Annotated in this window: 16 protein-coding genes; 9 read left to right on the forward strand and 7 right to left on the reverse strand. The window is 63.3% G+C overall.

Going from position 1 to position 26224, the window contains the following annotated elements; translation table 11 throughout:
* Positions 1-26 precede the first annotated feature (26 nt).
* Positions 27-788 (forward strand): GNAT family N-acetyltransferase, encoded by a 762-nt coding sequence (locus tag FG13_RS01445; RefSeq protein ID WP_034786047.1) that lies wholly within the window; start codon positions 27-29, stop codon positions 786-788.
* Here FG13_RS01445 and FG13_RS01450 read toward each other — a convergent pair.
* From FG13_RS01450 to FG13_RS01460, 3 genes are all read right to left on the reverse strand, one after another.
* Positions 721-6189 (reverse strand): CHAT domain-containing protein, encoded by a 5469-nt coding sequence (locus tag FG13_RS01450; protein WP_035817747.1) that lies wholly within the window; start codon positions 6187-6189, stop codon positions 721-723. The genes FG13_RS01445 and FG13_RS01450 overlap by 68 nt on opposite strands.
* A gap of 265 nt (positions 6190-6454) precedes the next feature.
* Positions 6455-6742 carry a hypothetical protein gene (locus FG13_RS01455; RefSeq protein ID WP_034757399.1) on the reverse strand — a complete coding sequence of 96 codons (288 nt, stop codon included), beginning with the start codon at positions 6740-6742 and terminating at the stop codon, positions 6455-6457.
* Between the two features lie 181 nt (positions 6743-6923).
* Positions 6924-7616: an ABC transporter ATP-binding protein gene (locus FG13_RS01460; protein ID WP_035817749.1), complete on the reverse strand. Its 693-nt coding sequence runs from the start codon at positions 7614-7616 to the stop codon at positions 6924-6926.
* Positions 7617-7938: 322 nt separating this feature from the next.
* Here FG13_RS01460 and egtD point away from each other — a divergent pair, with 322 nt between their 5' ends.
* Both egtD and egtB read left to right on the forward strand, forming a co-directional pair.
* A complete protein-coding gene (gene egtD / locus FG13_RS01465; protein WP_081922365.1) occupies positions 7939-8931 on the forward strand; it encodes an L-histidine N(alpha)-methyltransferase in 993 nt (330 codons plus the stop codon).
* A 10-nt stretch (positions 8932-8941) separates the two neighbouring features.
* Positions 8942-10174, forward strand: a complete 1233-nt coding sequence (gene egtB / locus FG13_RS01470; protein ID WP_035817751.1) for an ergothioneine biosynthesis protein EgtB — start codon at positions 8942-8944, stop codon at positions 10172-10174.
* A 4-nt stretch (positions 10175-10178) separates the two neighbouring features.
* Here egtB and FG13_RS01475 read toward each other — a convergent pair whose 3' ends face one another.
* Both FG13_RS01475 and leuA read right to left on the reverse strand, forming a co-directional pair.
* Entirely contained in the window at positions 10179-11771 is a 1593-nt protein-coding gene (locus FG13_RS01475; protein WP_051958343.1) for a methyl-accepting chemotaxis protein, read from the reverse strand.
* Between the two features lie 167 nt (positions 11772-11938).
* Positions 11939-13645 (reverse strand): 2-isopropylmalate synthase, encoded by a 1707-nt coding sequence (gene leuA, locus FG13_RS01480; RefSeq protein WP_035817753.1) that lies wholly within the window; start codon positions 13643-13645, stop codon positions 11939-11941.
* Positions 13646-14131: 486 nt separating this feature from the next.
* On the opposite strand from leuA, the gene tssF reads away from it, so the two are divergent.
* The 5 genes from tssF to FG13_RS01505 all read left to right on the forward strand — a co-directional run bounded on the left by tssF (position 14132) and on the right by FG13_RS01505 (position 23444).
* Positions 14132-15973: a type VI secretion system baseplate subunit TssF gene (tssF, locus tag FG13_RS01485; protein WP_035817755.1), complete on the forward strand. Its 1842-nt coding sequence runs from the start codon at positions 14132-14134 to the stop codon at positions 15971-15973.
* The gene (gene tssG / locus FG13_RS01490; RefSeq protein WP_035817757.1) at positions 15937-16968 is read left to right on the forward strand and encodes a type VI secretion system baseplate subunit TssG; all 1032 of its coding nucleotides are present in this window, start codon (positions 15937-15939) and stop codon (positions 16966-16968) included. The genes tssF and tssG overlap by 37 nt, the downstream gene beginning before the upstream one ends.
* Before the next feature lie 79 nt (positions 16969-17047).
* Entirely contained in the window at positions 17048-19783 is a 2736-nt protein-coding gene (locus FG13_RS01495) for a type VI secretion system Vgr family protein (protein WP_035817760.1), read from the forward strand.
* 42 nt (positions 19784-19825) lie between these two features.
* Entirely contained in the window at positions 19826-22042 is a 2217-nt protein-coding gene (locus FG13_RS01500; protein WP_035817761.1) for a T6SS effector phospholipase Tle3 domain-containing protein, read from the forward strand.
* 49 nt (positions 22043-22091) lie between these two features.
* Positions 22092-23444, forward strand: coding sequence for a hypothetical protein (locus tag FG13_RS01505; RefSeq protein ID WP_035817762.1), 1353 nt, complete (start codon positions 22092-22094; stop codon positions 23442-23444).
* A gap of 14 nt (positions 23445-23458) precedes the next feature.
* On the opposite strand, the gene FG13_RS01510 is transcribed toward FG13_RS01505, so the two are convergent.
* Complete coding sequence (locus FG13_RS01510; RefSeq protein ID WP_035817764.1) at positions 23459-23746, reverse strand: barstar family protein; 288 nt, start codon at positions 23744-23746, stop codon at positions 23459-23461.
* A 72-nt stretch (positions 23747-23818) separates the two neighbouring features.
* Complete coding sequence (locus FG13_RS01515) at positions 23819-24268, reverse strand: hypothetical protein (protein ID WP_035817766.1); 450 nt, start codon at positions 24266-24268, stop codon at positions 23819-23821.
* 186 nt (positions 24269-24454) lie between these two features.
* Here FG13_RS01515 and FG13_RS01520 point away from each other — a divergent pair, with 186 nt between their 5' ends.
* A complete protein-coding gene (locus FG13_RS01520) occupies positions 24455-25366 on the forward strand; it encodes a patatin-like phospholipase family protein (RefSeq protein WP_035817768.1) in 912 nt (303 codons plus the stop codon).
* The last annotated feature ends 858 nt before the right edge of the window (positions 25367-26224 follow it).

Below are 26224 nucleotides of genomic sequence, written 5' to 3' on the forward strand. Positions count from 1 at the left end.
GTCGTCTTGATCACAGGGATGAAACCATGCAGAACATAATCGCATCAAACGAAGCCAAGGCCCGTCCGGTCCAACTGGTGCTGAGCCAGGCCACTACCGCGGCGGAAGTGCGCGAAGTCCAGCGTTTGCGCTACAAGGTGTTTATCGAAACCATGGGCCTGACGTCGCTGGCCAACGCCGATGGCCTCGACAGCGATGAATTCGACGCGCACTGCGATCACCTGATCGTGCGCGATGCCGATACCCTGAAAGTGGTGGGCACCTACCGCGTGCTGAGCGCGGCCAAGGCGGCCAAGATCGGCCGGCTGTATTCCGAAAACGAGTTCGACTTGAGCCGCCTGAAGAACCTGCGCGGACGCATGGTCGAAGCGGGCCGCGCCTGCATCCACCCGAAATACCGGGGCGGCAGCGTGATCATGCTGCTGTGGTCGGGCCTGGCCGAGTACATGCGCCGCGAGCGCTGCGACTACCTGGTCGGCTGCGCCAGCATCAGCCTGGCCGATGGCGGGCATAACGCCGTCGCCGTGTACCAGGCGCTGGCCGAGAAGCACATGGCGCCAAGCGAATACCGCGTCACGCCGCACCTGCCGTTCCCCATCCACCAGGTGGAAGCGGCGCACAAGCCGCAGGTGCCGCCGCTGATCAAGGGTTACCTGCGTTCGGGCGCCTGGATTTGCGGCGAACCGGCCTGGGACCCTGATTTCGAAAGCGCTGACATGTTCATGATGATGCCGCTGGCGAATCTGGACGAGCGCTATGCGCGCCATTATGGCGTGGTGCCTGGCTAAGGCCGACGCCGGGAAGTGAGGCCTGCAGCTGGCTGGCCAGCGCCTGCACGGCGCTGCGCAAGCCGGTGTCCGCGCTGTCGGGCGGCAGCAGTTCAAGCAGGAAGCGCAGCGGCGCCGTGATCGTTTCGGGTTCGCCGATACTGCCGTGGCGCCGCACGGCGTCGTGGTACAGGGCCAGGAAGGCGGCGCGCGCGGGCGCGTCGAAAGGCTGGCCGTCCGGCACCTGCCACAGGGCCGCCAGCAGGGCGGCGCGCACGGGAGCGCCGGCGTCGATGGCGCGGTGTTCGTCCGCGTGGCGCTGGCGCGCATAGGCGATGGCGTCGTGCAGCAAGTCGCCCAGCTGCGGATCGAGCGCGCGCCAGGCGCCGCCGTCGCCATGGGCTTTCAGCAGCAGGGCGCCCGCCAGCACCTGGAAAATCAGGTCGCAGTCGGCCACGCCGCTGCGCCGCCGCGCTTCTTCCAGCGCGGCCAGGCAGGCATCCGTCATGGCGCGCAGTGCCGGCGCGCCGGAGCTTCCTTCGGTGCAGGCCAGGCGCGCCTGCAAGGCCCAGTAGCGTCCCAGCAGGGCCAGACGCTGCGCCGTGGGCGCCAGCGCCACCAGCAGGTCTATATGCTGTTTTCCATCCTGCAGCAACTGGCGTCCCTGCGCCATATCGGGCACGGCCGGCACCTCGATGCCGGCGCCCGCATCAAGCCCGCACAGGGCAGCGCCCTGGCGTATCTCCAGTTCCGCCCAGTGCGCCAGCGCGCGCAAGCCCACCTTGCCGTCGGCCGCGCTGTGCGCCGCCCGATAGTGTTCGATGGCGCGCAGGGTGTTCTCCAGGCCACCGAGGCCGGCGCGCGCGGCGGCCATGTTTTCGCGGATGTCGGCGCAGCCGAAGAAGCGCGCGCGCACGGCTTCCTCGATGCTGCCCAGCTTTTCCTCGATGGCCGCGCGGCGCGCAGGATCGGCGCCCGCCAGGCGCGCGTGCAGGGTTTCCAGGTCGGCCAGCAAGTGGCCGTGGTAGTGGTAGTCGGGCGCTTGCCAGGGGCGGCTCTGGGTATTCGGAAAGCGGTAGCGGTCGTCGCCATACGCCTGGTAGGCGCCCCAGGTGTTCGAGGCAGGGAACTGCAGGTAGGCCGCTTCGCGCGCCAGGCGCACGGCGTCGCCGAAGTATTCGCCGCTCAGCATGGCGTGATAAAAGCTGTGCGCGAAGATGCTGGCCGCCTGGTCGTCGATGCGCCAGCCAGCCGCGATCACCGCCTGCGAGCCCATTTCGATGAAGGCCGTGGCCAGGCTGGCGGCCAGTTTCGACCACGGTGCGATGGCGTCCGGGCGCATGTCGCCCAAGTGGCAGCAATTGATGAAGACGAATTGCGGCACGCGCTTCAATTTACCCACCTGCGCCGCCGTCAGCCGCGTCTTCGGTCCCAGCACCAGGCCCGTATGGGCGATGCCGGGGCCGGCCACTTCGCCGTGGCCGGCCAGGTGGATGGCGAAATAGCGCTCGTCGAACAGGTGCACCAGCACGCGCTGCGCCTGCGGGCGCAGCAGCTCGCGCACCTGGTAGCCGTACGCGCCGAACATGCGCGCCACGTCCTGCGCCTCGGCTTGCGCGCCGGGCAGCTCGGGCAGGCCGGAATCGGTGTCGCCGATCACCAGCACGCTGTTGCTGGGCGGGCTGACGGCGGGCGGCTGCTCGCGCAGGCTGGCTAGCTGGCGCACCATGCCGATGCGCGTCGACAGGGGGCTTTCCTCGCTGCCCGCCTCGTCGCGCATCAGCTCCCACGGATAGATGGCGGCGCTCTGGTCGACTGCCAGGATCAGGCCGCGCATCTCGGGGATGGCAGCCTTCAGGCCATTCGGCAGCATCAGTTCGTACAGGGCGCGCGACAGGCCCGGCTGGTCGGTGGTGTTGTCGGTGGCGTCCATGATCAGGCCATCGACGGCTTGCCGCTGGTTCGGCTCTTCGTCGACGCTGTTGTGCGCGCGGTCCGTCAGCACGGTGAAGCGCAGGGCGCCGGAAAGGTCGGCGGCGACGATCTGCACGCGGCGCCAGCCATTGTCGCCGCTCAGGCTGGGCAGGATGCGCCGGTAGCCGCCCGGGCTGTGGCGGATGCGCCGCTCGAACGTGAAGCTGCCCTGGTAGCGCGCCTCGGCCATGATCTGTTCGATGGCCACGGCGGCGGCGATGGCGCGCGCCTCGGACTGTTCATAGATGGCGATGTGGCCGATGCGGCACGCCATGCCCGCGTCTTCCAGACGCCGGTTGGCGCTGCGCGCGCCATCGATCAGGGCGCGCGCGCACAGGGCGATGCTCAAGCCGCCATAGCCGGAACCGGACAACAGGCTGGCCACGCGCAAGCCGTGTTCGCCCATCGGCGGCGCGGCCACATGGCCGGCGGCGCGCACCTGCAGGCAGACGCACGCGTATTCGAGCAGGCCGCCGGCAAAGGCGCGCGCCAGTTCACCCGGCGTCAGCTCGCCCAGCGCGCCCAGGCCGATGACGATGGCGCCGCCGGGCCGGCGCGCCGCGTCGGGCTGCAGCACCACGAGGGCGGAGTCGGGACGCTGCGGAAAGCGCCCCAGCGCGTGGATTTCCTGCAGCTTGCCGGCCAGCAGGCGGTCGAGAAAGCTCATGCTGCCGCGCAGCGATTCGGAGGCGTAGCAGCCGCTCATGACGGGCGCGTCGGCCGAGGCCATGCTGCCGTGGATGAGGGATAGGCTCAGCTGCGGCGCGCGGCTCTCCGGCGCGCTGGCGGGGCCGGCGGCACCGATGGCCGCGTCGAGCAATTCCTGCGGCTGCGGGTACAGCGGCGTGGCGTCGGGGGCGTATGGATGGAAGCGGGGCGGTATGCCGCCGGGCGCGTGCGGCGGGTGGCGCGGCAGGGCGGCGGCCTGGCCGCTGTCGAGCAGCTGCGCGATGGCCGGGTAGTAGTCCTTTTGCAGCAGCAGGTCGCCGTGCGCCACCGGCAGGTAGCAGGCCGCCACGCCGTCCGGCACCGCACCTTGCCAGGGCGTGCGGCCATCGCCGTCCGGTGACCAGGCCGTCTCGATGCCGCCGTCGCGCAGGCGCAGCGCCACCGGCGTGGCGGCGCAGCCGGCCAGGTAGCTGCAATGGCGCGCGTCGAGCGGGGCCGCTTCCAGCAGGGCCACGGTGGCGCGCGCGGCGGCCAGCGCCTGGGCTTCGGGCGCCTGCCAGCCGCCGGGCAGGCCCGCTTGAACATCGCCGGCGGCCAGCCGCGCCCAGGCCTCGGCATCGAAGTAGTCGATGCCGCCCGCCTGCGGCCACGGCAGCATGTCCAGCACGCCGGGAAAGGCGCGCACGAAGCCGAGGAACTGGCGCCGCGTGTGCTTCCAGCCTATCCAGCAGGCCAGCATCTGCACCAGCCGGTCGCGTCCCAGCAGCACTTGCACCATCGCCTGCGTGCCGCGGTTGGCCGTGCCCACCTGCAGCAAGCGGCTGCCGGGCAGGGCGCCGAAGCGCTGCCAGCGGTCCTTCAGGGCCAGGCGCGCCACCAGCCCGCCCATGCCGTGGGCGACGATGCGCAACGCTTGTCCGCGCTGTTCCGCGTCGCGCATGGCGTCGTCGAGCACGGGCAGGAAGGCGTTGCTGGAGTGCTGCAGCGACAGACGCCAGTCATAGGTAAAGGGCCGCACTTCCTGGCTTTGCGCGAGAAAACGGGCAAACGGTTCGTAGCAAGATTCGATCCAGCCGGCGCTGACGATGTGCGGCTGGCCCACGGCCAGGCGTTCGATGCGCCCTTCGACGAGGTTGACGGGGTCGAACCAGATGCGGTTGCTGCCCACTTGCAGGTGGCTGCCCATGATGTCGGGCAGCAGCAGCACGATCGGTGCGTGCGCGCGCCGTTTCGGCACTTCGCCGCCGCGCGCCAGCGGGCCGTGTTCGATGCCGGGCAGCGGCAGGTAGGCCGTCTCGTCGCCGGTGAGCGCCTGCACGGCGGCCTGGCCCGACGGCGCGCGCTCGAAGTAGTTCAGGTGGTGCGCGTGCGGCCCGCGCAGCAGCAGTTGCCGTACCGGCGTGCTGCGCGTGGCGCCGCCGGCCATCGAGGCGCAATTGACCACCAGGTCGTTCTGCCCGCCGTACAGCTGGTCGTCGAGGCAGTCGCCCAGCCAGCCCAGCAAGCCATCGCCGCTGCACGCGCCGGCCAGCACATGCAGCGGGCTGGCCACGCGCACGTCGGGCGCGTTGAGCAGCGCCACCAGGGGCGAGTCGGGCATCATCGCTTCGAGGCCCGGCAGGATGCGCGCGTCGCAGCGCTGCCGCACCACGGCCAGCAGGAAAGCCATGGCGCCGTCGGGTACGCCGCCGTGCAGCAGCAGATTGAACATCACGCTGGCCCAGCGGTCGAGCCGGCCCGACATCAGGGTGGTGCCGCGCGCCGGGCAGGCCACGCGCACGAAGCGGGCGATGCGGATGGCGCGCGTTTTCAGTTCCACGCTCAGTGCGCGCAGGCGCGCCGCATCCGCGTCGTGGCCGGCGCGTGCGCCCAGCCGCGCCTGCGCCGTGAAGTGGTCGATATCGTGGCTGTTGAACGCTTCGCCGCCCACCGTGTTTTCGCTCAGCCGCTCCAGGCCGTCGCCGGCCAGGTCGACGGCGCCGCGGCTGTCGATGCGCTGCGCGCGCGCCAGCAATTCGCCCACCAGGCCGCCGCGCGAATGGCTCAGGAGGTGCAGCACGGCGCCGTGCGGCAACTGGCGCACGAGGGTCAGCGCATTCTCGATGGGGCTGTCGCTGAGGCTGCGGTGCTCATAGCCATAGATGCGGTTGCCATATTGCGCCGCCAGTTGCGGCGCCAGGCCGTTGCGCCACAGGCCGGCAAAGCTGCGCTGGGTCGACGAGGCCGTGCCGTGCAACAGCAGCAGCACCGGTTCCGGCCCGGCGGGCAGGCTGGCGACGGCCGTCATGCTGCCCGCCTCGATGCCGCAGCGGTACAGGCCCAGGCGCTGGTCCAGCTGGCGGTCCTGGAAGGCGCCCGCCGCCGCCAGGGCCGTCATGGCGGCTGCGCCGCAGCGGTACACGCGCACGGCGCGCAGCATCCAGGTGCCCAGGCCGTCGCGGCTGGCGCCGGGCGGCTGGCGCGCCGCCTGCGGGCGCAAGGCCAGCCCCACTTCGATGCTGGCGGGGGCGCCGTCGCGCGGCAATGTGGCCGGCCCCAGGTAGCGCGGCAGGTCCAGGCTGCCAGCGAGCAGCGAACTGCCGTCGCACAGCAGCAGTTGCACCACGTCGTCCGGGCCGATATCGAGGGCGATGCGGCAACTGCCGATGCCGCGCGCGCCGGACAGCACGTGGGTGTCGGCATGCCAGCCGGGCGCGGCGGGGCAGTCGCCGGCATGGGCGAGAGGATCGCGCGTGAGCGTCAGGCGCAGCACGGGCGGCGCAAGAGGATCGCTGGACATGCGGTTGGGATCGCTGGTTAAAAGCTGACCTTGATGCCTGCGCGGACAATGCGTGTTGTGTCAGATCAAGTTTGAGTGGAAATGCAGGGGAGAAGCGGGGAGGGCTGGAGCGGGAAGGCAGAGAAACGGTCAGCATGGTTTGGGCTGGGTCTCTTCGCTATCGTGCCCGGTTGTGGTGCGGTGGGCGAACTGCGCGAATTGTATGGCAAAAGTTCATGGCGCCGGGGACCTGGGTGCCTGGCATGGCATTACAACAGCGGGTATATCAATGGACTGGCGTGGCGGACAGTTCCTTCAGTTCGCGGATGGTGATGTCCGATTTTTCATGCATGCGCAATAAAATCGTTGCACCGACCGACAGTTTGCCGTGCCGAATCTTGCTGATGATGGGGGGCTGGACCTCCAGTACACGGCACAGTTCCGCATCATTTTTCAGGTTCAGCTTCTCGATCAGGGTATCGAGCAGCTTGTTGGGCACAAAACTCGATGGTTCGAGCGCACGCGCCCGGTTCATCGCTTCAATCATTTCCAGCTTCTTTTGCCGAACGTTCATTTACTCCTCCTTCAGGTTATGCAAGGGACGAGACCACTTTACGCGGTCCCGGCTATAGTTCGTCATCGCAGTACGGCTGTCCGGGTGACGTAGTACACCATTCGCGTTACAACATTGATAACCAGGCAAGTGTTTTAAATAATACTACGATAACAAAACTTGTGACAGATGGTCAGTTAAATTAACTGATTGTTTGATCAATTTGGTTGACGATTGTTGTATTTTGTAATCCGCTTTTCGTCAAAATCATGATCCGGTCCGCCATTTCGGCGGCGGCCAGCGAATGCGTGACCATGATCGCGCAACTGCCGTTGGCCTTGATTTCGGCGCGCAGCAATTGCAGGATGCTGTGCGCCGTGTCCGGGTCGAGGTTGCCCGTGGGCTCGTCGGCCAGCACCAGCGCCGGCTTGTGGACGAGCGCGCGGGCGATGGCCACGCGCTGCATTTCGCCGCCGGACAATTGCTGCGGAAAGTCGCCGCCGCGTCCGCCCAGGCCGACCGCCTCGAGCATGCTGGCGGCACGCTCCTGGGGCAATCCGTTGAGCAACAGCGGCAGGGCCACGTTTTGCAGCAGGGTCAGGTGCGGCAAGACGTGGAAGGCCTGGAAAATAAAGCCCATGCGGGCGCGACGCAGCCGGGTCGCGGCGGCGTCATCGAGGCTGGACATGGCAATGCCGTCCACCAGGATAGGGTACGCTTCGGCACCCGCGTCGGGCGTATCGAGGCCGGCGATCAGGTTCAGCAGTGTCGACTTGCCCACGCCCGAGTCGCCCATGATGGCGATGAATTCCCCGGCCTTGAAACGGCAGGAAATGTTGGCCAGCACGGGACGGGCGTTGGCATAGGACTTCGACAGATGGCGCAATTCGAGCATGGTGATCTTGATTAATAACGGCTATCGTAAAGGGAGGCACGCGGGGGAGAGGGGGGCCTGGGAACTGCAAAGGGGCGCGGATTGTTTGGCCGGCAATGTGTAGTATACGACAGGCTTATGCTTTTTGCTTGGCAATACCACTTTTGTGTTCACACTGCCGGTTTGACCTTAAGTTACCTGCCGCACGGCTGGCTTGCGCGGATTCCGTTATGATGGAAAAAAGTCATCGGCAAGGCGCCCGCAAACCGCTACGGCAGGGGCGGCGCGCCCGGTGGCTGACCGTGCAAGCCCTTCGTGAACCTAACATTGACGACGCCAGCCCATGACCATGCCACTTGCGCCACAGCAGTTTAATTTGTATCCCGCCAGCAACGCAGAAGCGGCCAGCGCCACTCCTGCCACGATAGCCGAGATCAGCAGCGGCCTGCTGGCGCGCGATGCCTGGACGTCGCCCAAGTACCTGTACGACGCGCTCGGTTCGAAACTGTTCGAGGCCATCTGCGCCTTGCCCGAGTACTACCCGACGCGCACGGAAGCGGCCATCTTCGCCCGCCACGGCGCCGAGATCGCCCATGCCGTGGGGCCGGGCAGCACCCTGATCGACCTGGGCGCGGGCAATTGCGCCAAGGCCGCCAGCCTGTTCCCCCTTCTGCACCCGGCCCAGTACGTCGCCGTGGACATTTCTTACGATTTCCTCAGCGAATCGCTGAGCCGGCTGCAGCAGCGCTTTCCGCACATCGAAATGACGGGCCTGGGCCTGGATTTCTCCAGCCGCCTGGACTTGCCCGACAGCGTGCGCGAGGCGCGGCGATTATTCTTCTATCCCGGCTCGTCGATCGGCAATTTTGCGCCAGAGCAAGCAACCGCCTTTTTGCGCCGCCTGCGCGCGAATGCGGATGGCGACGGCGGCCTGCTGATCGGCGTCGACCTGATCAAGGACGATGCCATCCTCGACGCGGCCTATGACGACGCCTTGGGCGTCACGGCCGCCTTCAACCTGAACATGCTGCGCCACGTGAACGGGCTGATCGGCGCCGACTTCGACGTGCGCGCCTGGCAGCACCACGGCTTTTTCAACGCCGACGAGCGCCGCGTCGAGATGCACCTGGAAGCGCGCAGCGAACAGCTTGTCCATTGGAAAGGCGGCCAGCGGCGCTTCGCGAAAGGCGAGCGCATCCATACGGAAGACAGCTACAAATACACGCGCGCCACCTTCGTCGGCTTGCTGGAACAGGCGGGTTTTTCCACCGTGCAAGTCTGGACGGACCCGCAGCAGTGGTTTGCCGTGATCTATGCGCGGGTTATCAGGGATTAAGAAAGAAACGATGCTGATCGATCATTACCATCAAGTGCGCCAGCATTCGCTGCTGCTGGCCGAACCCCTGTCCGACGAGGATTGCGGCGCCCAGTCGATGCCGGACGCCAGTCCCGTGAAATGGCACCTCGCGCATACCACCTGGTTTTTCGAAACGTTTATCCTGGAAAGCATGGAAGCGGCGTTCGCGCCATTCCACCCGGCCTTCCGCGTGCTGTTCAATTCCTATTACAACGGCGTGGGCGAAAAGCACCCGCGCGCCCAGCGGGGATTGCTGACGCGGCCCGGCATGGACGTCGTGCGCGCCTACCGGGCCAACGTCGATGCGCGCATCGCGCGTCTGCTGGCGGGCGAACTGGCGCGCGGCGAGCGCGAACGGCTGACCATGCTGCTGGCGCTGGGCCTCGAACACGAGCAGCAGCACCAGGAGTTGCTGTTGACGGACGTCAAGCACCTGCTGGCGCAGAGCGCCCTGTTTCCCGCTTACCTTGATAACGCCGCGCCGCCAGCGCCGCAAGCTGCGCAGCCCACGGCCTGGCTCGCCTTCGACGGCGGCCTGGCGCAGATCGGCCATGCGGGCGATGGTTTTTGCTTTGACAATGAATTGCCGCGCCATCCGCAATACGTGGCGCCGTTCGAACTGGCCAGCGCGCTGGTGACGAATGGCGATTATCTCGCTTTCATCGAGGCGGGCGGCTACCGCACGGCGCATTTGTGGCTGGCCGAAGGCTGGGACTGGGTGCGCAGCCAGCACCTGGCATGCCCGCTGTACTGGCAGCGCGATGACGCCGGGCAATGGCAGGAATTCACGCTATTTGGCTTGCGTCCGCTGGACTGGCAGGCGCCGGCCACGCATCTGTCCCTGTTCGAAGCGGACGCCTATGCGCACTGGGCTGGCGCGCGCCTGCCGACGGAAGCGGAGTGGGAAGTGGCGGCGCAAGGCGTCGCCGTGGAAGTGGGCCAGCTGCATCCGGCCGCCGGCGCGCCGGGAACGGGATTGCGGCAAATGTTCGGCTGCTGCTGGCAGTGGACCAGCAGCAGCTACGCGCCGTATCCCGGTTACCGCACGGCGCCCGGGGCGCTCGGTGAATACAACGGCAAGTTCATGCTGAATCAGTATGTGCTGCGCGGCTCGTCGTGCGCCACGCCGGCCGGCCATGCACGCGCCAGCTACCGCAATTTCTTCCCGGCCGGCGCGCGCTGGCAATTTACGGGCATCCGCCTGGCACGCCAGGTGGAATAGCAACTTAGTGCAAGCGCGGGACAGCAGGTGAGGGCACTTTGCCACCGGCATTCTGTTCCAGCTTGAACTGGCTGACGAGGGTTTCCAGTTCGCCCGCCTGTTCATGCATGGCTGCCGCCGCCGCGGCGGCTTCCTCGACGAGGGCCGCGTTTTGCTGCGTCGTCTGATCCATCTGCATGATGGCCGCATTGATTTGCTCGATGCCTTCGCTTTGCTCGTGGTTGGCGACGCTGATTTCACCGACGATGGCGCTGACCCGGCCCACGCTGGCCACCACTTCATCCATCGTGGCGCCCGCCTGGCTGACCAGTTGCGCGCCCTGGTCGACCCGGCTGACGGAGTCGGCGATCAGTTCCTTGATTTCCTTCGCCGCCGCCGCCGAGCGTTGCGCCAGGTTGCGCACTTCGGAGGCCACGACGGCAAAGCCACGGCCTTGCTCGCCGGCACGCGCTGCCTCGACAGCCGCGTTCAGGGCCAGGATATTCGTCTGGAAGGCGATGCCGTCGATGACGGCGATGATGTCGACGATCTTGCGCGACGAGGCATTGATGGCGTCCATGGTGCCGATCACTTCCGCCATGGCCGAGCCGCCGCGCTGCGCGATGGCGGACGCCGAGCGGGCCAGGCTGTCGGCCTGGCGCGCATTGTCGCTATTGCTGCGCACGGTGCCCGTCAGTTCGATCATCGACGAAGCCGTCTCTTCCAGCGCGCTGGCTTGCGCTTCCGTGCGGGCCGACAGGTCGGCATTGCCGCTGGCGATCTGGCTCGACGCCACGGCAATCGTGCCCGTGCCGCCGCGCACTTGACCCACCAGCGTGGCCAGGTTGGTATTCATGTCGCGCAGGGCCTGCAGCAGCTGGCCCGCTTCATCCTTGCCGTCGGCCACGATTTTACTGCTCAGGTCGCCTCCGGCCACGGCTTGCGCCACGCGCAGGGCATACGCGATCGGCGTGGTGATCGAGCGCGTGACCCGCCAGGCAAAGAGCACGCCCAGCAGCAGCGCGGCCGTGCCCAGGCTGGCCATCAGTACATTCGCCGCGGAAATATTCTGCTTGATCTGCTGGCCGCCATGCACAACCACGCCGCGCTGGATTTCATTCAGGCGGTTCACGGATTGTTGCAACTGGTTCAGGGCGGGCAGGGTATCGTCGCGCACGTGCATGGCCGCTTCCGCGCGCTGTCCCTCCACCAGCAGCTTGTCGGCCTGGCTGAACGAGACGACATAAGCCTTGCGCTGCTGCTTCAGGGTGGCCAGCAGTTCCTTGCCTTCAGGCAGTACGATCAGGCGGTCGAGGATGGCCAGCGCATCGGTGATGGTGGCTTTGTTGGCGTCGATTTCGCCGTGAATGGCGTTGGCGCGGGCCGGATCTTCATGGATGAACAGCTCCAGCACCAGTGCCGCGTTCGAACGCGTGGTGCTGCGGATCGTGGCGATGGCGTCGGCCTTGGCCCAGTCTTTCTCGATGATGGCTTCGCTGAGCGCGCCGATCTTGTCCAGGCGCAGCAGGCCCGTGCCCACCAGCACTGCCATCAGCAGCAGCACCACGCCAAAACCGGCGCCCAGGCGCACGCCTATCTTCATGTCCGTCAATTTCATACTGATTCCCTCGGTAGCTAATGATCTGTCTCCGGTGGTCTTGTTATGAAACGATTATACGGCTGGCGATACATGATTTGCACTACTAATTGCCTCATAGAAATGAAAAAGCGGCACGGCGATCAAGCCGTACCGCTTTTTCTCCCTATGGAGCGCGCTGAAAAGACTCAGGCGGCGCTGGCAGCCACGTCGGCCGCTGTTGTTTTTTCGGCGTCCGTCTGCCCGATGCGGCGGTTCACGGCCGACAGCACTGCCTTGAACGAGGCGGTGACGATATTGCTGTCGATGGCGGCGCCGAACAGGGTCGGGCCGTTGTCGAGGCGCAATTCCACGTAGCAAGCCGCTTGCGCGTTGGCGCCGGAGCCGATCGAGTGTTCATGGTAATCCATCAGCTTGATGTCGAGACCGAGCGCATTGACGAAGGCGTCGATGGGGCCATTGCCGCCGCCTTGCAGGGCCAGCGGCGTCTGGCGGTGCGACAGGCTGATGTCGATTTGCACGGATTCATCGCTGCTCGTGTCTTCCACCATGCGGTGCGAGGCGTAGGCGTACGGCGCCGTCTGCTCCAGGTATTCCTTCTGGAAGATGTCATGGATATCCTGCGCGGCGATTTCGCGGCCCGTGGCGTCGGCCACGGCTTGCACGGCGCGCGAGAATTCGATTTGCAGGCGGCGCGGCAAGACCAGGCCGTATTCCTGTTCCAGCAAATAGGCCATGCCGCCCTTGCCGGACTGGCTGTTGACGCGGATCACGGCGTCGTAGCTGCGGCCCAGGTCGGCCGGGTCGATTGGCAAGTACGGCACTTCCCAGATGCTGTCCGGTTGTTGTTTGGCAAAACCTTTCTTGATCGCATCCTGGTGCGAGCCGGAGAACGCCGTGAAGACCAGGTCGCCCGCATACGGGTGGCGCGGGTGGACGGGCAACTGGTTGCACTCTTCCACACACTTGCGCACGCTGTCGATGTCGGAGAAATCCAGGCCCGGATGCACGCCCTGCGTGTACAGGTTCATCGCCAACGTGACCAGGTCGACGTTGCCGGTGCGCTCGCCATTGCCGAACAAGCAGCCTTCCACACGGTCGGCACCGGCCATCACGGCCAGCTCGGCCGACGCGACGGCCGTGCCGCGGTCGTTATGCGGGTGCACGCTGATGATGATGGAATCGCGGCGCGCCAGCTTGCGCGACATCCATTCGATCTGGTCCGCATACACGTTGGGCGTGCTGCATTCCACGGTCGATGGCAGGTTGATGATCATCTTGTTGGCGGGCGTCGGCTTCCAGATGGCGCTGACGGCGTCGCAGATATGCTTGGAGAAATCGAGTTCCGTCGTCGAGAACGATTCCGGCGTGTATTCAAAGCCCCATTCCGTTTGCGGATGCTGGGCCACCAGCTGTTTGACGAGGGTGGTGCCGGTGGTGGCGATGTTCGTGATTTCCTCGCGCGACATGCCGAACACGACCTTGCGGAACACGGGCGCCACGGAGTTGTACAGGTGCACGATGGCGCGCTTGGCGCCGACGACCGATTCCACCGTGCGGCGGATCAGCTCTTCACGCGACTGTGTCAGCACGATGATGGTGACGTCGTCCGGGATGCGGCCTTCATCGACGAGCTTGCGGACAAAATCGAAATCCGTCTGCGATGCCGATGGGAAACCCACTTCGATTTCCTTCAGGCCGATGGCGATCAGCATCTCGAAGAACCGCAGCTTCTTTTCCGCGCTCATCGGCTCGATCAGCGACTGGTTGCCGTCGCGCAAGTCGGTGCTCATCCAGATCGGCGGTTTGCTGATGATCTGGTTCGGCCATTGACGGTCGGTCAATTTAACTGGAGGAAAGGCGCGGTATTTGGAAGCTGGATTCTGCAACATCATGATCGGGTACTCCTGAAGATAGGGGGAAATCAATGGTTGTGGCGCAAGCTTGCCGGGCGGCCACGCAACACTAGGCCAGGCAAGCGATCGGTAGTTTTAGCAGGCAAAGGACGGCAACGGCGCCAGCGGCGGTCGCGTCAGAAAATACGGGTGTAGCGGGGGATGGTGCAAACATCATCAAACCTTCCAGGGTTTTTGAAACACGCCGGCGTGTGGCCAGGCGAAGCAATGCGGCAAACTTATGCGCGTGCTGGTAGTAGTCGCGATAGCGACAGCAGGGAAGGGGAGGAATGTTTGAAGGAGGACATGCACTCAATGTAAGGGAAGTCGGGCGGGGCTGTCAAGCATATTTCAGCAGGGAACGCCGCTGCTGCCACGCCGCAGGTGGACTTATTGTTCCTGCGCAACTTACTTTTTTATCATTGTTGAATAATGCAGTTTCCGTCTGGCGACGTGTGTCGCCCGTCCTGCTTGGGAGTCGCCGGCATGGAATCTTTGCTGAAATACTATGAACTCGAACTGGGCATGTTGCGTACGCATCAGCAGGAATTTGCCGCTCGCTATCCTGGTGTCGCTGCCGCACTGGGTATCGTGGGCAGCAACTGCCAGGATCCGCACATTGAACGCCTGATTGAAGCGTATGCCCTGTGCAATGCCCGCACGGCCAAGAAAATCGATGATGCACGCCGTGTTTTCACCGAGTCCATGCTGGAAGTAAATTTTCCGCACTACCTGCGGCCCTTTCCAGCGTGTTCGATTGCCCATGTGGACGCCGGTGGCGCACCGGGCCAGGCGCGCGACGGCATCGATACCTTGCCGCGTGGAACCTTGATGCATGCACCGCAGTATCAGGGCGTCGTCTGCAAGTTTCGCACCGCCTATGACGTGGTGCTGGCGCCGCTCAGCCTTGCCGGCGCGCGTTTCCTTCCCATCATTGATGCGACGGCGGCGATCCATCTGCCCCCCGACATATCGACCGCGCTCGCCATCGATATCGTGTCCACGTCAGCCACCGGCACGCTGGAGCAATTGACCTTGTCTGACTTGCGCGTCTTCATCGACGGCACGCCATCGCTCACCGCCACCTTGCGCGATGCCCTGTTCCTGCATGCGGCGCATGCCTGGATCGAGGCCGGCGGCGTGCGCTTGCCGCTGGCGCAAGTGCCGCTGCGCGCCGTCGGTTTTTTGCCGGAGGAAGCGCTGTTGCCGCGCAAGCCAGGCACGCATCGTGCCTATTGTTTGCTGACCGAATACTTTGCCTTCCCTGAAAAGTTCCAGTTTTTTGATATCGACCTCGGCTTGATTACACCGCTGTTGCCGCCTGGATGCCAGAGCTGGAACTTGCACCTGGGCCTGCGGGACATCGCTGCCAGCAGCGCTGCCGCACGTCTGCTGCGCTCCGTATCGGCAACAAATTTGCTGCTTGCCTGCACGCCGGTGATGAATCTGTTCCAGCAGGCGGCAGCGCCGATCAGGCTGACGCAAACGCACAGCGAGTATCCGCTGCTCGCCGAACATAAATATGCGCATGCGTATGACATCCATAGTGTCGACGCCGTGCGCCTGGTGCGGCAGGGCGAGCATGCCAGTACGGTCACGCATTGCCAGCCGTTTTATGCCATGCACCACGGGCAGGCTGGCGGAGCGAAGCGCCGCTACTGGGTGTTGCGGCGCGATGAGGCGCGGGCGCTCAGCCATCCCGGTTACGAAAGCAGCCTGGCGTTTGTCGACAGCGACGAGGACGATGCGCATGCCGGCATGGCGACGGTATCGGTCGACCTGACGTGCAGCAATCGCGATTTGCCGAGCGCATTGCCATTCGGCGCGCCCGGTGGCGACTTGCGGCACGAGGGGGCGGCTGGCGCCTTGCCGGTACGCCTGTTGCGTCAGCCGAGTCCGGCGTATCGCTTCAAGGCCGACCTGGCTGCGCAGGCCCGCTTGCTGGCATTGCTGTCCTTGAATCATCAATCTTTGCTGGACGATGGTGTGGCCTTGTTTCAGGAAATGCTGGCGCTGCATGATTTGCCCGCTTCCTTGATGTCGCAACGGCAAATTCAAGGCATCAAGGCCATGACGCACCGCGCCAGCAGTACCTGGATGCCCGACGCCAGTGGCGGTGTGCTGGTATTCGGCATCGACGTCTTGCTGACCGTGGAGGAAGAAGCGTATGTCGGCAGCGGCCTGCATGTCTTTGCGCAAGTGATCGACCATGTGCTGGGCATGTATGTGCATGTGAACAGCTATTGCCGCCTGCTCCTGATGTCGCACAAAAGTGGGAAGGAGTTGCTGCGATGCCTGCCCCGCAATGGCCAGCAAGTACTGGCGTAATCGCGCTGCTTTCCCAGGCGCCATACCGTTTCGGCTTCTTCCAGACGGTGCGCTTGCTCGAACGCTGGCTATGCCGGCAGGGGGCGTGCGCCGATTCCGCATTGCACGATGGCGTGCGTTTCCATCATAGCGTTGCGTTGGTGTTTCCTGCCTGCGAGATCGAGGCGGTGTGGCATGACAGCGAGCATGGCCGCCTGCACCTGCGCCCCAGTTTCACGGGTTTACTGGGTGTGAACGGCACCTTGCCCCTGCACTATACGGAGCGGCTGGTGCGCCAGGAGCGGGCGACGGGCAATGCGGGCGCGCGCGCATTTCTCGATGCCCTGTCGCAACGCGCTCCCGTGCTGCTGTATCAGGCCTGGGCCGGCAGCCGGATCGAGTGCCAGGTCGACGCAGACGGCCGCCCCGGGTTCCTGTCACTGCAGCTGGCGCTGGCTGGCGCCTGGCCGTCGCACCAGGCTGGCAGCGGCGCATTACCGCCGGAAGCGCTCGCTTACTACGCTGCGGCGCTGCGGCAGCGGCCCGTCAGCGCCGAATTGATGGCCGGTGTGCTGGGCGACTATTTCGGTGTGCCCTTGCGCATCGAGTCCTTCATCAGCACCTGGCACTTGCGCCCAAGCGATGAGCATTCCCTGCTCGATCGCAGCAATGTGAGCCTGGGGCAGGGCGCCATGCTCGGTGCGCGCTGCCGGCGCCGGGATTTGCGCGTGCGCCTGTACCTGGGCCCTTTAACGCGGGCACGGTTCGACGATTTTCTGCCTGGAAACTCAGGCGCCATGGCGTTGAAAAGCATGTTGAGCCTGTTTGGCCTGCCTTGCGTGCAATACGAAATCCGCCTGATCCTGCGCGCTGCCGATGTGCACGGCAGCAGCCTGACGGCGAGGATGGAGCAGCGCGCAGCCCGCCTGGGGCAGGCAGCACGTTTGCTGGCGGGAGCGGCAGGCAGCGACTGCGACGCCATGCGCTATGAAATCCGATTTCCCGGTGCGGCTTGATGCGCCGCAACTGGCCGCTGGTAAATGTATGAATACTGATGAGCTTGGGACGATGTGTATCGGCATTCAGGGAGAGTGAATGGATAGCGCGGATGACTTCATGCAGTTCATGCTGGCGGCGAAGGAGTTGAACTCCAGTAACCGTCCGTTGCGCCTGCGGCTGGCGTATGCGGACGGCGTCAACGACGATGTCCTGTTGCCCCAGCAGGTAGACGGCCGCGAAGCCATTTGCGCCAGCCTCGAGTACACCATACGTTGCGTCTCGCTCGATGCGCATTTGCCGCTCAAGCAGTTCATCGGCGTCCCGGCGGAGTTGCAGATTGTCACCGATATGGGGCAATTGCGCAGCGTGTGCGGCATCGTCGCGCAGGCTTCCGCCGGGCTGAGCGATGGCGGCCTCGCCACCTACCAGCTGGTGCTGCACGATACGCTGACGTTGATGGAGAAACGCCGCAACACGCGGGTTTTTCGTGGCAAGACGGAGCTGGAGATCGTCGAATTGCTGATTGCCGAATGGCGGTTAGGCAACACCATCATCGGCGCCACGTTTGCTTGCAAAATCGATCAGGCCCTGGCCGGCCGTCCTTTTCCGGCCCGTGAATTGACCATGCAGCACAATGAATCCGATGCCGCATTCATCCGGCGCCTGCTGCGGCGGCGCGGCATTTCCTGGGTCATCCAGCCTGGCGCCGCGCAAAGCGGGGCGTCCGACGCTATGCCGTCGCACGTCCTGTTGCTGTTCGATGATGGCGGCCGCCTGCCTGAGAATGTGGCGCCCGTGATCCGCTACCACCGCGCCGACGCCACCGAAGAGAGCGATACCATCACGGCCTGGGGTGCCGTGCGCACCTTGCAAGCCGGCAGTGCCGGCTACCACAGCTGGGATTATGCGGCGCCGCGCAACCGCCAGTTCATGCAGGTGGACGCTAGCGGGATGGCGGATCAGGGTGCCAGCGGCAATAGCTTTGCCGCCAGCCTCGACGACTATTCTGTGGCGACGCCGCACCTGGGCAATGATGCTGAGGATTTTCGACAGCTGGGTTTGCTGGCGATGGCGCGCCACGATGTGGAAACCAAGTGTTTTCATGGCGAGGGCGTGGTGCGTTCGATGTGCGCGGGCCAGCAGTTCAGCCTGGAAGGTCATCCCGAGATCGACCAGCATCGGCCGGATGGCCGGCGTTTCCTGGTCACGGCATTGGAAGTGCATGCCAGCAACAATCTGCCGCAAGCCCTGGATGCGCGCATCGCGCGCCTGTTCGCCGCCAGCGCTTGGCCGGGGCAAGAAGCATTCGGGCCACAAACGCCGCGTTATCGCATGCGCTTCAGTTGCGTGCGCGCCAGCGTGGTCCTGGTTCCCGCATTCGATCCGCAGCGCGACGTGCCCCAGCCGCAACTGCAAAGCGCCATCGTCGTCGGGCCCAGCGGCGAAGAAGTGCATTGCGACGAGCAAGGGCGCATCAAGGTGCGCTTTCCCGCCACCCGCGCCGCCGACCATGCGCATGCGCAAGGTTCCGGCGCTTCGGACACGGAGCGCGACACGGCCTGGCTGCGCGTCGTCAGCAACTGGGCTGGCGATGGACAGGGCAGCGCGCACCAGTGCGGCACCTTGGCCTTGCCGAGAGTCGGGTCGGAAGTGCTGATCGGGTTTTTGGCGGGCGACCCTGACCGGCCCATTGTGCTGGGACAATTGTTCAACGCCGTGGCGCCGCCACCGGCGCTCAGCAAGCGCGGCGCGCTGCCGGGCAACCGCTACCTGGCGGGCATGCGCAGCCGCGAAGTGCGCGGCCAGGGCGGCAATCAGCTGCGTTTCGACGATACGCCCGGGCAGATCAGTGCCCAGCTGGCCAGCGATCACGCCGCCACCGAGCTTAACCTGGGCTTCCTCGTCGAGCCGCGCGCAGGCGGCGCGGGCCGGCAGCGCGGCGATGGTTTCGAGTTGCGCAGCGATCATGGCGGCGCCGTGCGCAGCGGCAAGGCACTGCTGCTGTCGGCCTGGCGGCGGCTCGACGCCGCAGGCGGCCAGTTATCGGCCGAGGAGCATGTGGCCCTGATGCAGGAATGTTTGAACCTGTTCAAATCGCTGGGCGAGTACGCTGGCGCGCATCAGGCGCTGCCGGTCGACGTGGCGCCCGCCGCCGCCTTGCAAGAGGAGGTCGCTGCTGCCGAGGCGCCCACTGCCAGCCTGACGGCGCCTGCGGGGCTGGCGCTGAGCAGTCCGAAGACCATCGTCAGCTACGCCGGCGTGAATGTCGACACGGTGGCGCAGCAGCATGTGCACGTGATCGCGGGCCAGCGCTGCAGCGTACAGGCCGGCGATGGCGTATCCGTGTTTGCCCACAAGGGCGGTATCGCCCAGATCGCGCACCATGGCAAATTTCTCATGCAGAGCCAGTTTGACGAGATGCAGCTGAACGCCGCCAAGGCCCTGAAATTGACGGCGAATACCCGCCTGATCGGCATGGCGCAGGATGAAATCACCTTCATGACGGCCGGCGGCGCCTATCTGAAACTGGCGGGCGGCAGCGTGGAACTCGGTGGTCCGGGTGCGCTGACCATCAAGACCGACGGCCATCACTGGAATGGGCCGGCCAGCAGCAAGGCTGAACTGCCGAGCTTTAACGAGGGCGACCTGGGCCGCATGCCGCAGGTGCTTTCCGGCCTCGATGGCAGTCCCGTCAGTGGCGTCAAGATCGTCGTCGAGCGCGAGGATGGCGCGCAGCAAGTGGTCGATGCCGACAGCGAAGGCAAGGGCGCGGCCATCGTGGGCGACAGCCTGGAAAAACTCAAGGTGCGTATTTTCAGGCCGCGCGACTGAGCATCGATATTGCACCTTCTGCGTCATGAATGGGAGTCAAGCATGAGTGTACACAAGCCCAAGGCGGGTTCCTTGCCCTTCGATGAAAGCAAATACCTGCAGATAGGCGAAAAAGACGGCCTGCTGCGCTTCGACCATGACACGCTGCCGATTACCACGCGCCTGCCTTTGCCGGGCATCATGATCTTCGTGCATGGCGTCAACTCCGATGGCGAGTGGTATGACGAGGCGGAAACCGGTCTGTGCGCGGGATTGAATGCACGCCTGCACCGGCGCGTACACGATGCCGGGCGCGGTGCCCAGGAGGGCATCGCCATGACGCCGGCCCGCTATCTGCAGCAGCTGACGCGCGACGGCTTCATCAATCCCCTGATGAAACCGAGAACCTTCATGGAGGGCGATGGCTATTCGCCCGTGATCCGCTTTCGCTGGGGTTACGCAGCCAATGATATCGAGTTGCAGACGTATGGCGATGGCATTTTCCTGAACGAGCAGAATTACTGGGGCGGCGGACCGTTCGCCAATGGCTGCAGTTCCCTGCCGGACTTGTGGGGTGAAGGCTTGTCGGACCAGCTGTTTCTGTGGATGCAGATCCAGCACATGAATCCGACCAATGACAGGCAGGTGTACGCCTGTCCGCCAAGGCCGTATTTCGTGCTGGCCGCCTACCGCCTGGCGCGGCTGATCGAGGCCATCCGGAAAAAGCAGGCCGATGTGCCGATCACCATCGTATGCCATAGCCAGGGCAATATGGTCAGCATGGCGGCGGCCTTTCTGGGCGAGCGGCTGTCCAAGGTGGCGGACTCCCAAGGCAGGATGTGGCCTTGCATTGCCGACAATTATGTCCTGTGCAATCCGCCGTACAGCGTGGTGGAAGACAATATGGCGGAGAACTGGACGTCGTCGAATCTGACGGCGGCCGACGGCAGCACTGGCCGCCAGACGGCCGCGGCGCGCTTTGACACGCTGGCGGCCTTCTTTGCCCTCATCGGCGAGCGGCGCGGCGCACAATGGCCGGCCGGGAAAATCGACCAGGCCATGAGCAGTGCGCACCACCCGTTCAAGGCGCAGCACGATATTGACAGTTATGGCGTGCGGGGCGCGACCGTGGGACGCGTGACCCTGTATTGCAATCCGCACGACCAGGTGATCTCATCATTGACGGTGCAAGGCATCGGCTGGCGCGGCCTGGCCGGCCCTGTGCTGGACAAGAATGGCCTGCCGAAGAAAGACCGCCAGGGCAAGCTCGATCCGGGTGAAATCGCCAGAGCGGGCGGGGAGGGAATATTGACCCAGCGCGTGTTTGCCGAGGGTTTTCCCGTCGGCGTAAAAGGCGCGTACGACTACTGGGGCGACCATCGTCCTGCCATCGATTTTGGCAGCGACCATTTCTGGAATCCGCCTTCCATGATTTCCACCTATAGCGTGGAAAAGGGGGGGGAAGCGCAAGAGAACTGGCTGTTCCAGATACTCACCGTGGCGTTTGCGCCCATCGCCATCATGGCCACCGCATTGATGCGCAAGCGTATCAATGCCTCGCCCGACAAGTACTGGAAAATCCCGCTGGAAGCGCCCGACCTGCCGGAGACCTTCTTTCCGCAGGCGAAGTTATTTGGCGAGATCTGCCCCAGCTTTGACATGGGCCTGCATCCGCATGGCTGGAATCGCAACAAGGATGCCGCCCATCCGGCGGGCGACCCGTTCCATGGCGAGCGCGAGCTGGAGATACCGCGCGGTGGCCTGCATGGCGAACAACAGCGCACCGATGCGGCGCGCGGCAACGAGGGGAGCGAAGCTGCCCTGCAATACGAATACCACGCTTCCCTGCGCATGATGGCCAAGCGCGAAGGCAAGGTCGAGAAAGGCAAACAAGTCACGGAAGAAGACCATCCCGAGACGGCAAGCGCGCAATACACGGCATGGCGCCAGCGGAAAATCCAGGCGGGACTCGCTGGCAACGTCGGCACGTATGCCACCGATCACTCCACCATCCTGACCAACAGCGAACACTCCAGAAAGGCGCTGGCGTATGACGTGGCCGTGGGCTGCTGTCATTTGCTGGAAACGGATTTGCGGGAGTTGCGGACGATGGCGGATTGGCGGTTTCTTGAAGGGCGGTTAGATAATAAAGATATGAAAATATTTCATAGATATTTCGCAAAAGGAGATTTGGAGGGGAAAACAGTTATTGACTGGAGTAAATTTTCTACAGAAGGATCCATTCCGGGAAAAATAAAAAATTTCCGAGAAAACAAATAAGTATAAATATTTCTATGGGGTATTACTTTTAAATTATGAAAGATCCGTCATGGTGAAAAAATACCTATTATCTACAATCGCTTCGATCATGGCGACAATGGGAGTGTCCGTCAACACAGTTGCCCACGAATTCCCTGCCTATAACACTAAATTAGGAGCACCGAATGTTGATGAGAAATTTATTGCGCAAGTTGTCGGTGTGCAATGGTTAAATCCTTTGCAACGTCAGGATTATTCGACAGAATGGCAGCTTTTGTGGACATTGGGGAGAGTCCGTCCAAATAAGAAAGATGATATGTTTGAACTATATCCAGAGATTTTTTCAAAAATCAGATTTGTTTCAGATATTTCACAAGTGGAGAAAAGTAAAAGCGATTTTAGTAGTTTTCACTATTCTTATGTTTCAAATATGATCTTGAGGTTTCATGGGGTCTATTTTTCCAATCCCACTTATTTTTATAACGCCCACGACTTCAAACACAAAAAAGGCTGGAATGAACTGGCGGGTATCCATGTCGAATACGCGGTGCCTGCAGAACGGTTTGATTCTGCCCAGGCAGGCGAGGTTCTGCGCGAGGAAATCATCGATACGTTTTCAATCGGCAACCCGAATTTCCCCAACTCCTGGACCAAATCCACCCCGCCCGATGTGCGCGTGACGGCCGGTGGCGCGAATGCCGGATTCATTTCCCTGGCCGCCGCCCTCGATTATTTGCAGGCGCATCCGAAGGAAACGGTGTGGGTGATGAGCTGGGACGCGCCCAGTTTTCCGAAAGATGAGCAGATCAATGAAAACATGGTCTTGCTGGTGCTGGCCGGTCCCCATTACAAAACGGAGCGCGATGCGCTGGCGTGGATAGGCTATCCGGCCACGCGGCAGGTCAGCGCTTTTACGGCGGAAAAGGGCTTGCCGCCGCCCACCGTGCAGGCGTGGCAGGCGACCCTGGCGCAGGCTGCCAGCAATGGGCGCAAGCTGGACACGCAGATCGGCTATGTGATCCACGACGCGCACAACACGCATCCGGCGTCATCGGACCGCATCGCTCACCTGGCGCAAACCTTGACGATGGAATTGCCGGCCTTCGATTTCCTCCAGCAAAGCTTTAATACACCGGCCTTGCTGGGTGAAATGGGCGCCGCCACGGCCTTGACGAACGTGGCGCTGGGCATCGCGCAGGCGAATCACTTTGGCCAGAACGTACTGGTGGCGGGCACCGGCGATGCCGGCCAGACGACTGGTGTATTGATCTTGCCGCCGGCCAAGGTGCGGCCCATCGACCCCGTGAAACCGTGGTTCCGCGCGCGCGGCGGCGGCAATGCCTATCTGATGTGGTGGGGCATCCGTCATGCCTGGGCCACGCTGGATGCGGGGCAATTCAATGAGCAGGGGTATTCGAAATAGAAAATGTCGCAGGCTCAGGTATGGCGCACCTGCGCCGCTTGGGCCGGCATGTCCTGCGCCATGCGCGCCAGAATGCGCTGCAGGATGGCCGCTTCGCCGGGCAGGCGTGCCGCGAAGGCTGGCCAGCCGCGCAGCTCTAGCTGTTGCGGCATGTCCACCAGGCCCGTGATGGCATCGTGGAAGGCATCCCAGTTCATGCCGTAGAAGGAAGGAAAGCCCAGCGCGGCGGCCAGCGCCGCATGCAACTGGCGCGGCGTGTTGATATCGCTCATGTCGATTGTCACGAGGGATCGTCGATTCATGCTATTTCCTTGAGCAAGTTCTGCAGGTTTTCGCGCACGCCGCCCACGACCGTTTCGGCAAACTGGACGCCGCTACGGCGCCGATTTTTGGCAGCGTGCGGAAAATTGCATGGTGGCGCTATTTTCAAAAGGGGAATTGAACTCGCCCTTTACCTGCGTCAAGTTGCCGCTAAAACGCATGGTCAGGGGGCCGCTGGCCGGCCCTGCGTCGTATGTGCAAGACAGGCTGTCGCCGTTTTGCCGGCAGCCGTAAAAGTTCCCCGCTTTGCCGCGCCCGTCAACCAGGTGGGTGCCTTGGGCGCCGTGCTTGTCGGGGGCGTCGAAGCTGAGCTCAATCGTGTGTTTCTCCGTATCATTGGGAATTTGTATGTTCCCCGTACAAGTAAAGCCCTCCATTCTTGCCGCGATGCTATCCTGGCGCTCCGTCGCCGCGACGGGGGCGGCGTTGGCGCAGGCCGCACCCAGCAGGGCTGCAACGAGCAAGCATGGGTGCGCGATGAGGTGGAACAGGTCTGTTTTCATAAGCCGCTCAATGGAAGTGGGGGAGGTGGGACGCCAGGGGCCAGTCTAGCAGCCGGCGTGGCGCGCACGGTTCGAAATATTGTCATTTTTAAACATTTAAGATGGCCTTCAGTGCGGGCGGCTCCGCTTGCGCTACAATCGGCTCTCCTTTATTGCCACTGCCGCGCGCGGTTCTCCCTCTCCACCATGTTCTCTAAACGCCTGACCCTGCTTGCCCTGGCCGCCTTTGCGCTGGCCGGCTGCGATACCACCGCCCCGAAACCGATACAAGTATTGACGCCGCCGGAACCCACCGTCGTCACGCCGCGCAAGATCAAGATCGGCCTGGCGCTGGGCGGCGGCGCGGCGCGCGGTTTCGCGCATATCGGCGTGATCAAGGCGCTCGAATCGCAGGGCATCCAGGCTGACATCGTTACGGGCACCAGCGCCGGCAGCGTAGTGGGCGCCATGTATGCGGCGGGCAACTCCGGCTTCGCTCTGCAAAAGATGGCGTTCGACATGGACGAGGCGGCCATTTCCGACTGGGCCTTGCCCCTGTTCGGCAAGTCGTCCGGCGTGCTGAAAGGCGAAGCGCTGCAAAGCTATGTCAACAAGGCTGTCGGCGGCGTGCCGCTGGAAAAACTCAAGATACCGTTTGGCGTGGTGGCGACCGATCTGAAAAATGGCCAGCCGATCCTGTTCCAGCGCGGCAACACCGGCATGGCCGTGCGCGCCTCGTCGGCCGTGCCCGGCGTGTTCCAGCCCGTGACGATTGCGGGCCACACTTATGTCGATGGCGGCCTGGTCGCTCCCGTGCCCGTGCGCTTCGCGCGCGACATGGGTGCCGATTTCATCATCGCCGTGAATATTTCGTCGCAAACGGATACCCAGAAGGCCATCAGCTCGATGGAAGTGCTGATGCAGACGTTCGCCATCATGGGCCAGCGCATCAACCAGTTCGAGCTGAAAGATGCGGACGTGGTGATCCAGCCCAGCCTGGGCACCATGAAGGGCAACGATTTCAACAGCCGCAACCAGGCCATCCTGGCGGGCGAGCAGGCGACGTTTGCCGTCATGGCGCAGCTCAAGCAAAAGCTGAAAGCCAAACGCGAGAATTAGTTTTTAGTATCCAATTCATTAGGGCTCCGTGACTGGTAGATAGGAAAAAAGCCAGATTTTCTTGTGACTGTGCGGTATGAATCTACCTACTCCATGTCGGACAGGTCATGTCGCTAGCCTAATGAACACCATGTATCGCCCAGCTCGCTAACTCAGTTCGCCCCTTGAGTTGACGCCAGCGGTATGCTGAGATTGTCCTACTCCGTGTCATTCGCTTCAATAAACTGCCATGGAGCCACTCGAAAGCTTGGTCCCAGCGTTTTTAACGTGACCAGAATGAACCCGACTGCATTGTCTGCACAGCATCGCTGATGTCGGTGAACTATACATGCTGGATGCGCAAAAAAATGGGGACAGATGAAGCGTTCGGGGTGGCCATGCACGTCTATATCGCAGTTCCAACGACAAGTGTGAATCTTGAAGGCGTGCAACTGAACGGGACTGAACCTTGGATTTAGTGATGGGTAGCGGAAACAGCAGCTGTACCGCTGCTTGTTGCAGGTCGTCGACAAAAACGTCTTGCTGATGACTATGGCCAAGCAGCTTAATGGATATTGGCCAGGGAAGCTATATATCTGTAGCAATAGTTCGGACGCTGCACGGGTCATCGCGCATCGTCATCACGACGGCGCACTCTTGGAGCGTTAAGTGGAAATAGATTCTAGGTATCGCAACATCTTACAGGAGTAGGTGTTGCACTTGGTTTTAGAGACTTCCGTTAATGAAATGGAAAAATGCACTTGGTATAATATTCGAAAGTATTCTCCCAGTAGATAGTCTTTTGCATGCTATACCAATTGGTAGTAAAATAATTAAATTGAATCACATTAAATTATTCAAACGAAATTTTATCTTTGA

It is taken from the genome of Janthinobacterium sp. RA13, assembly GCF_000745325.1.
In the GTDB taxonomy this organism is placed as follows: domain Bacteria; phylum Pseudomonadota; class Gammaproteobacteria; order Burkholderiales; family Burkholderiaceae_D; genus Janthinobacterium; species Janthinobacterium rivuli.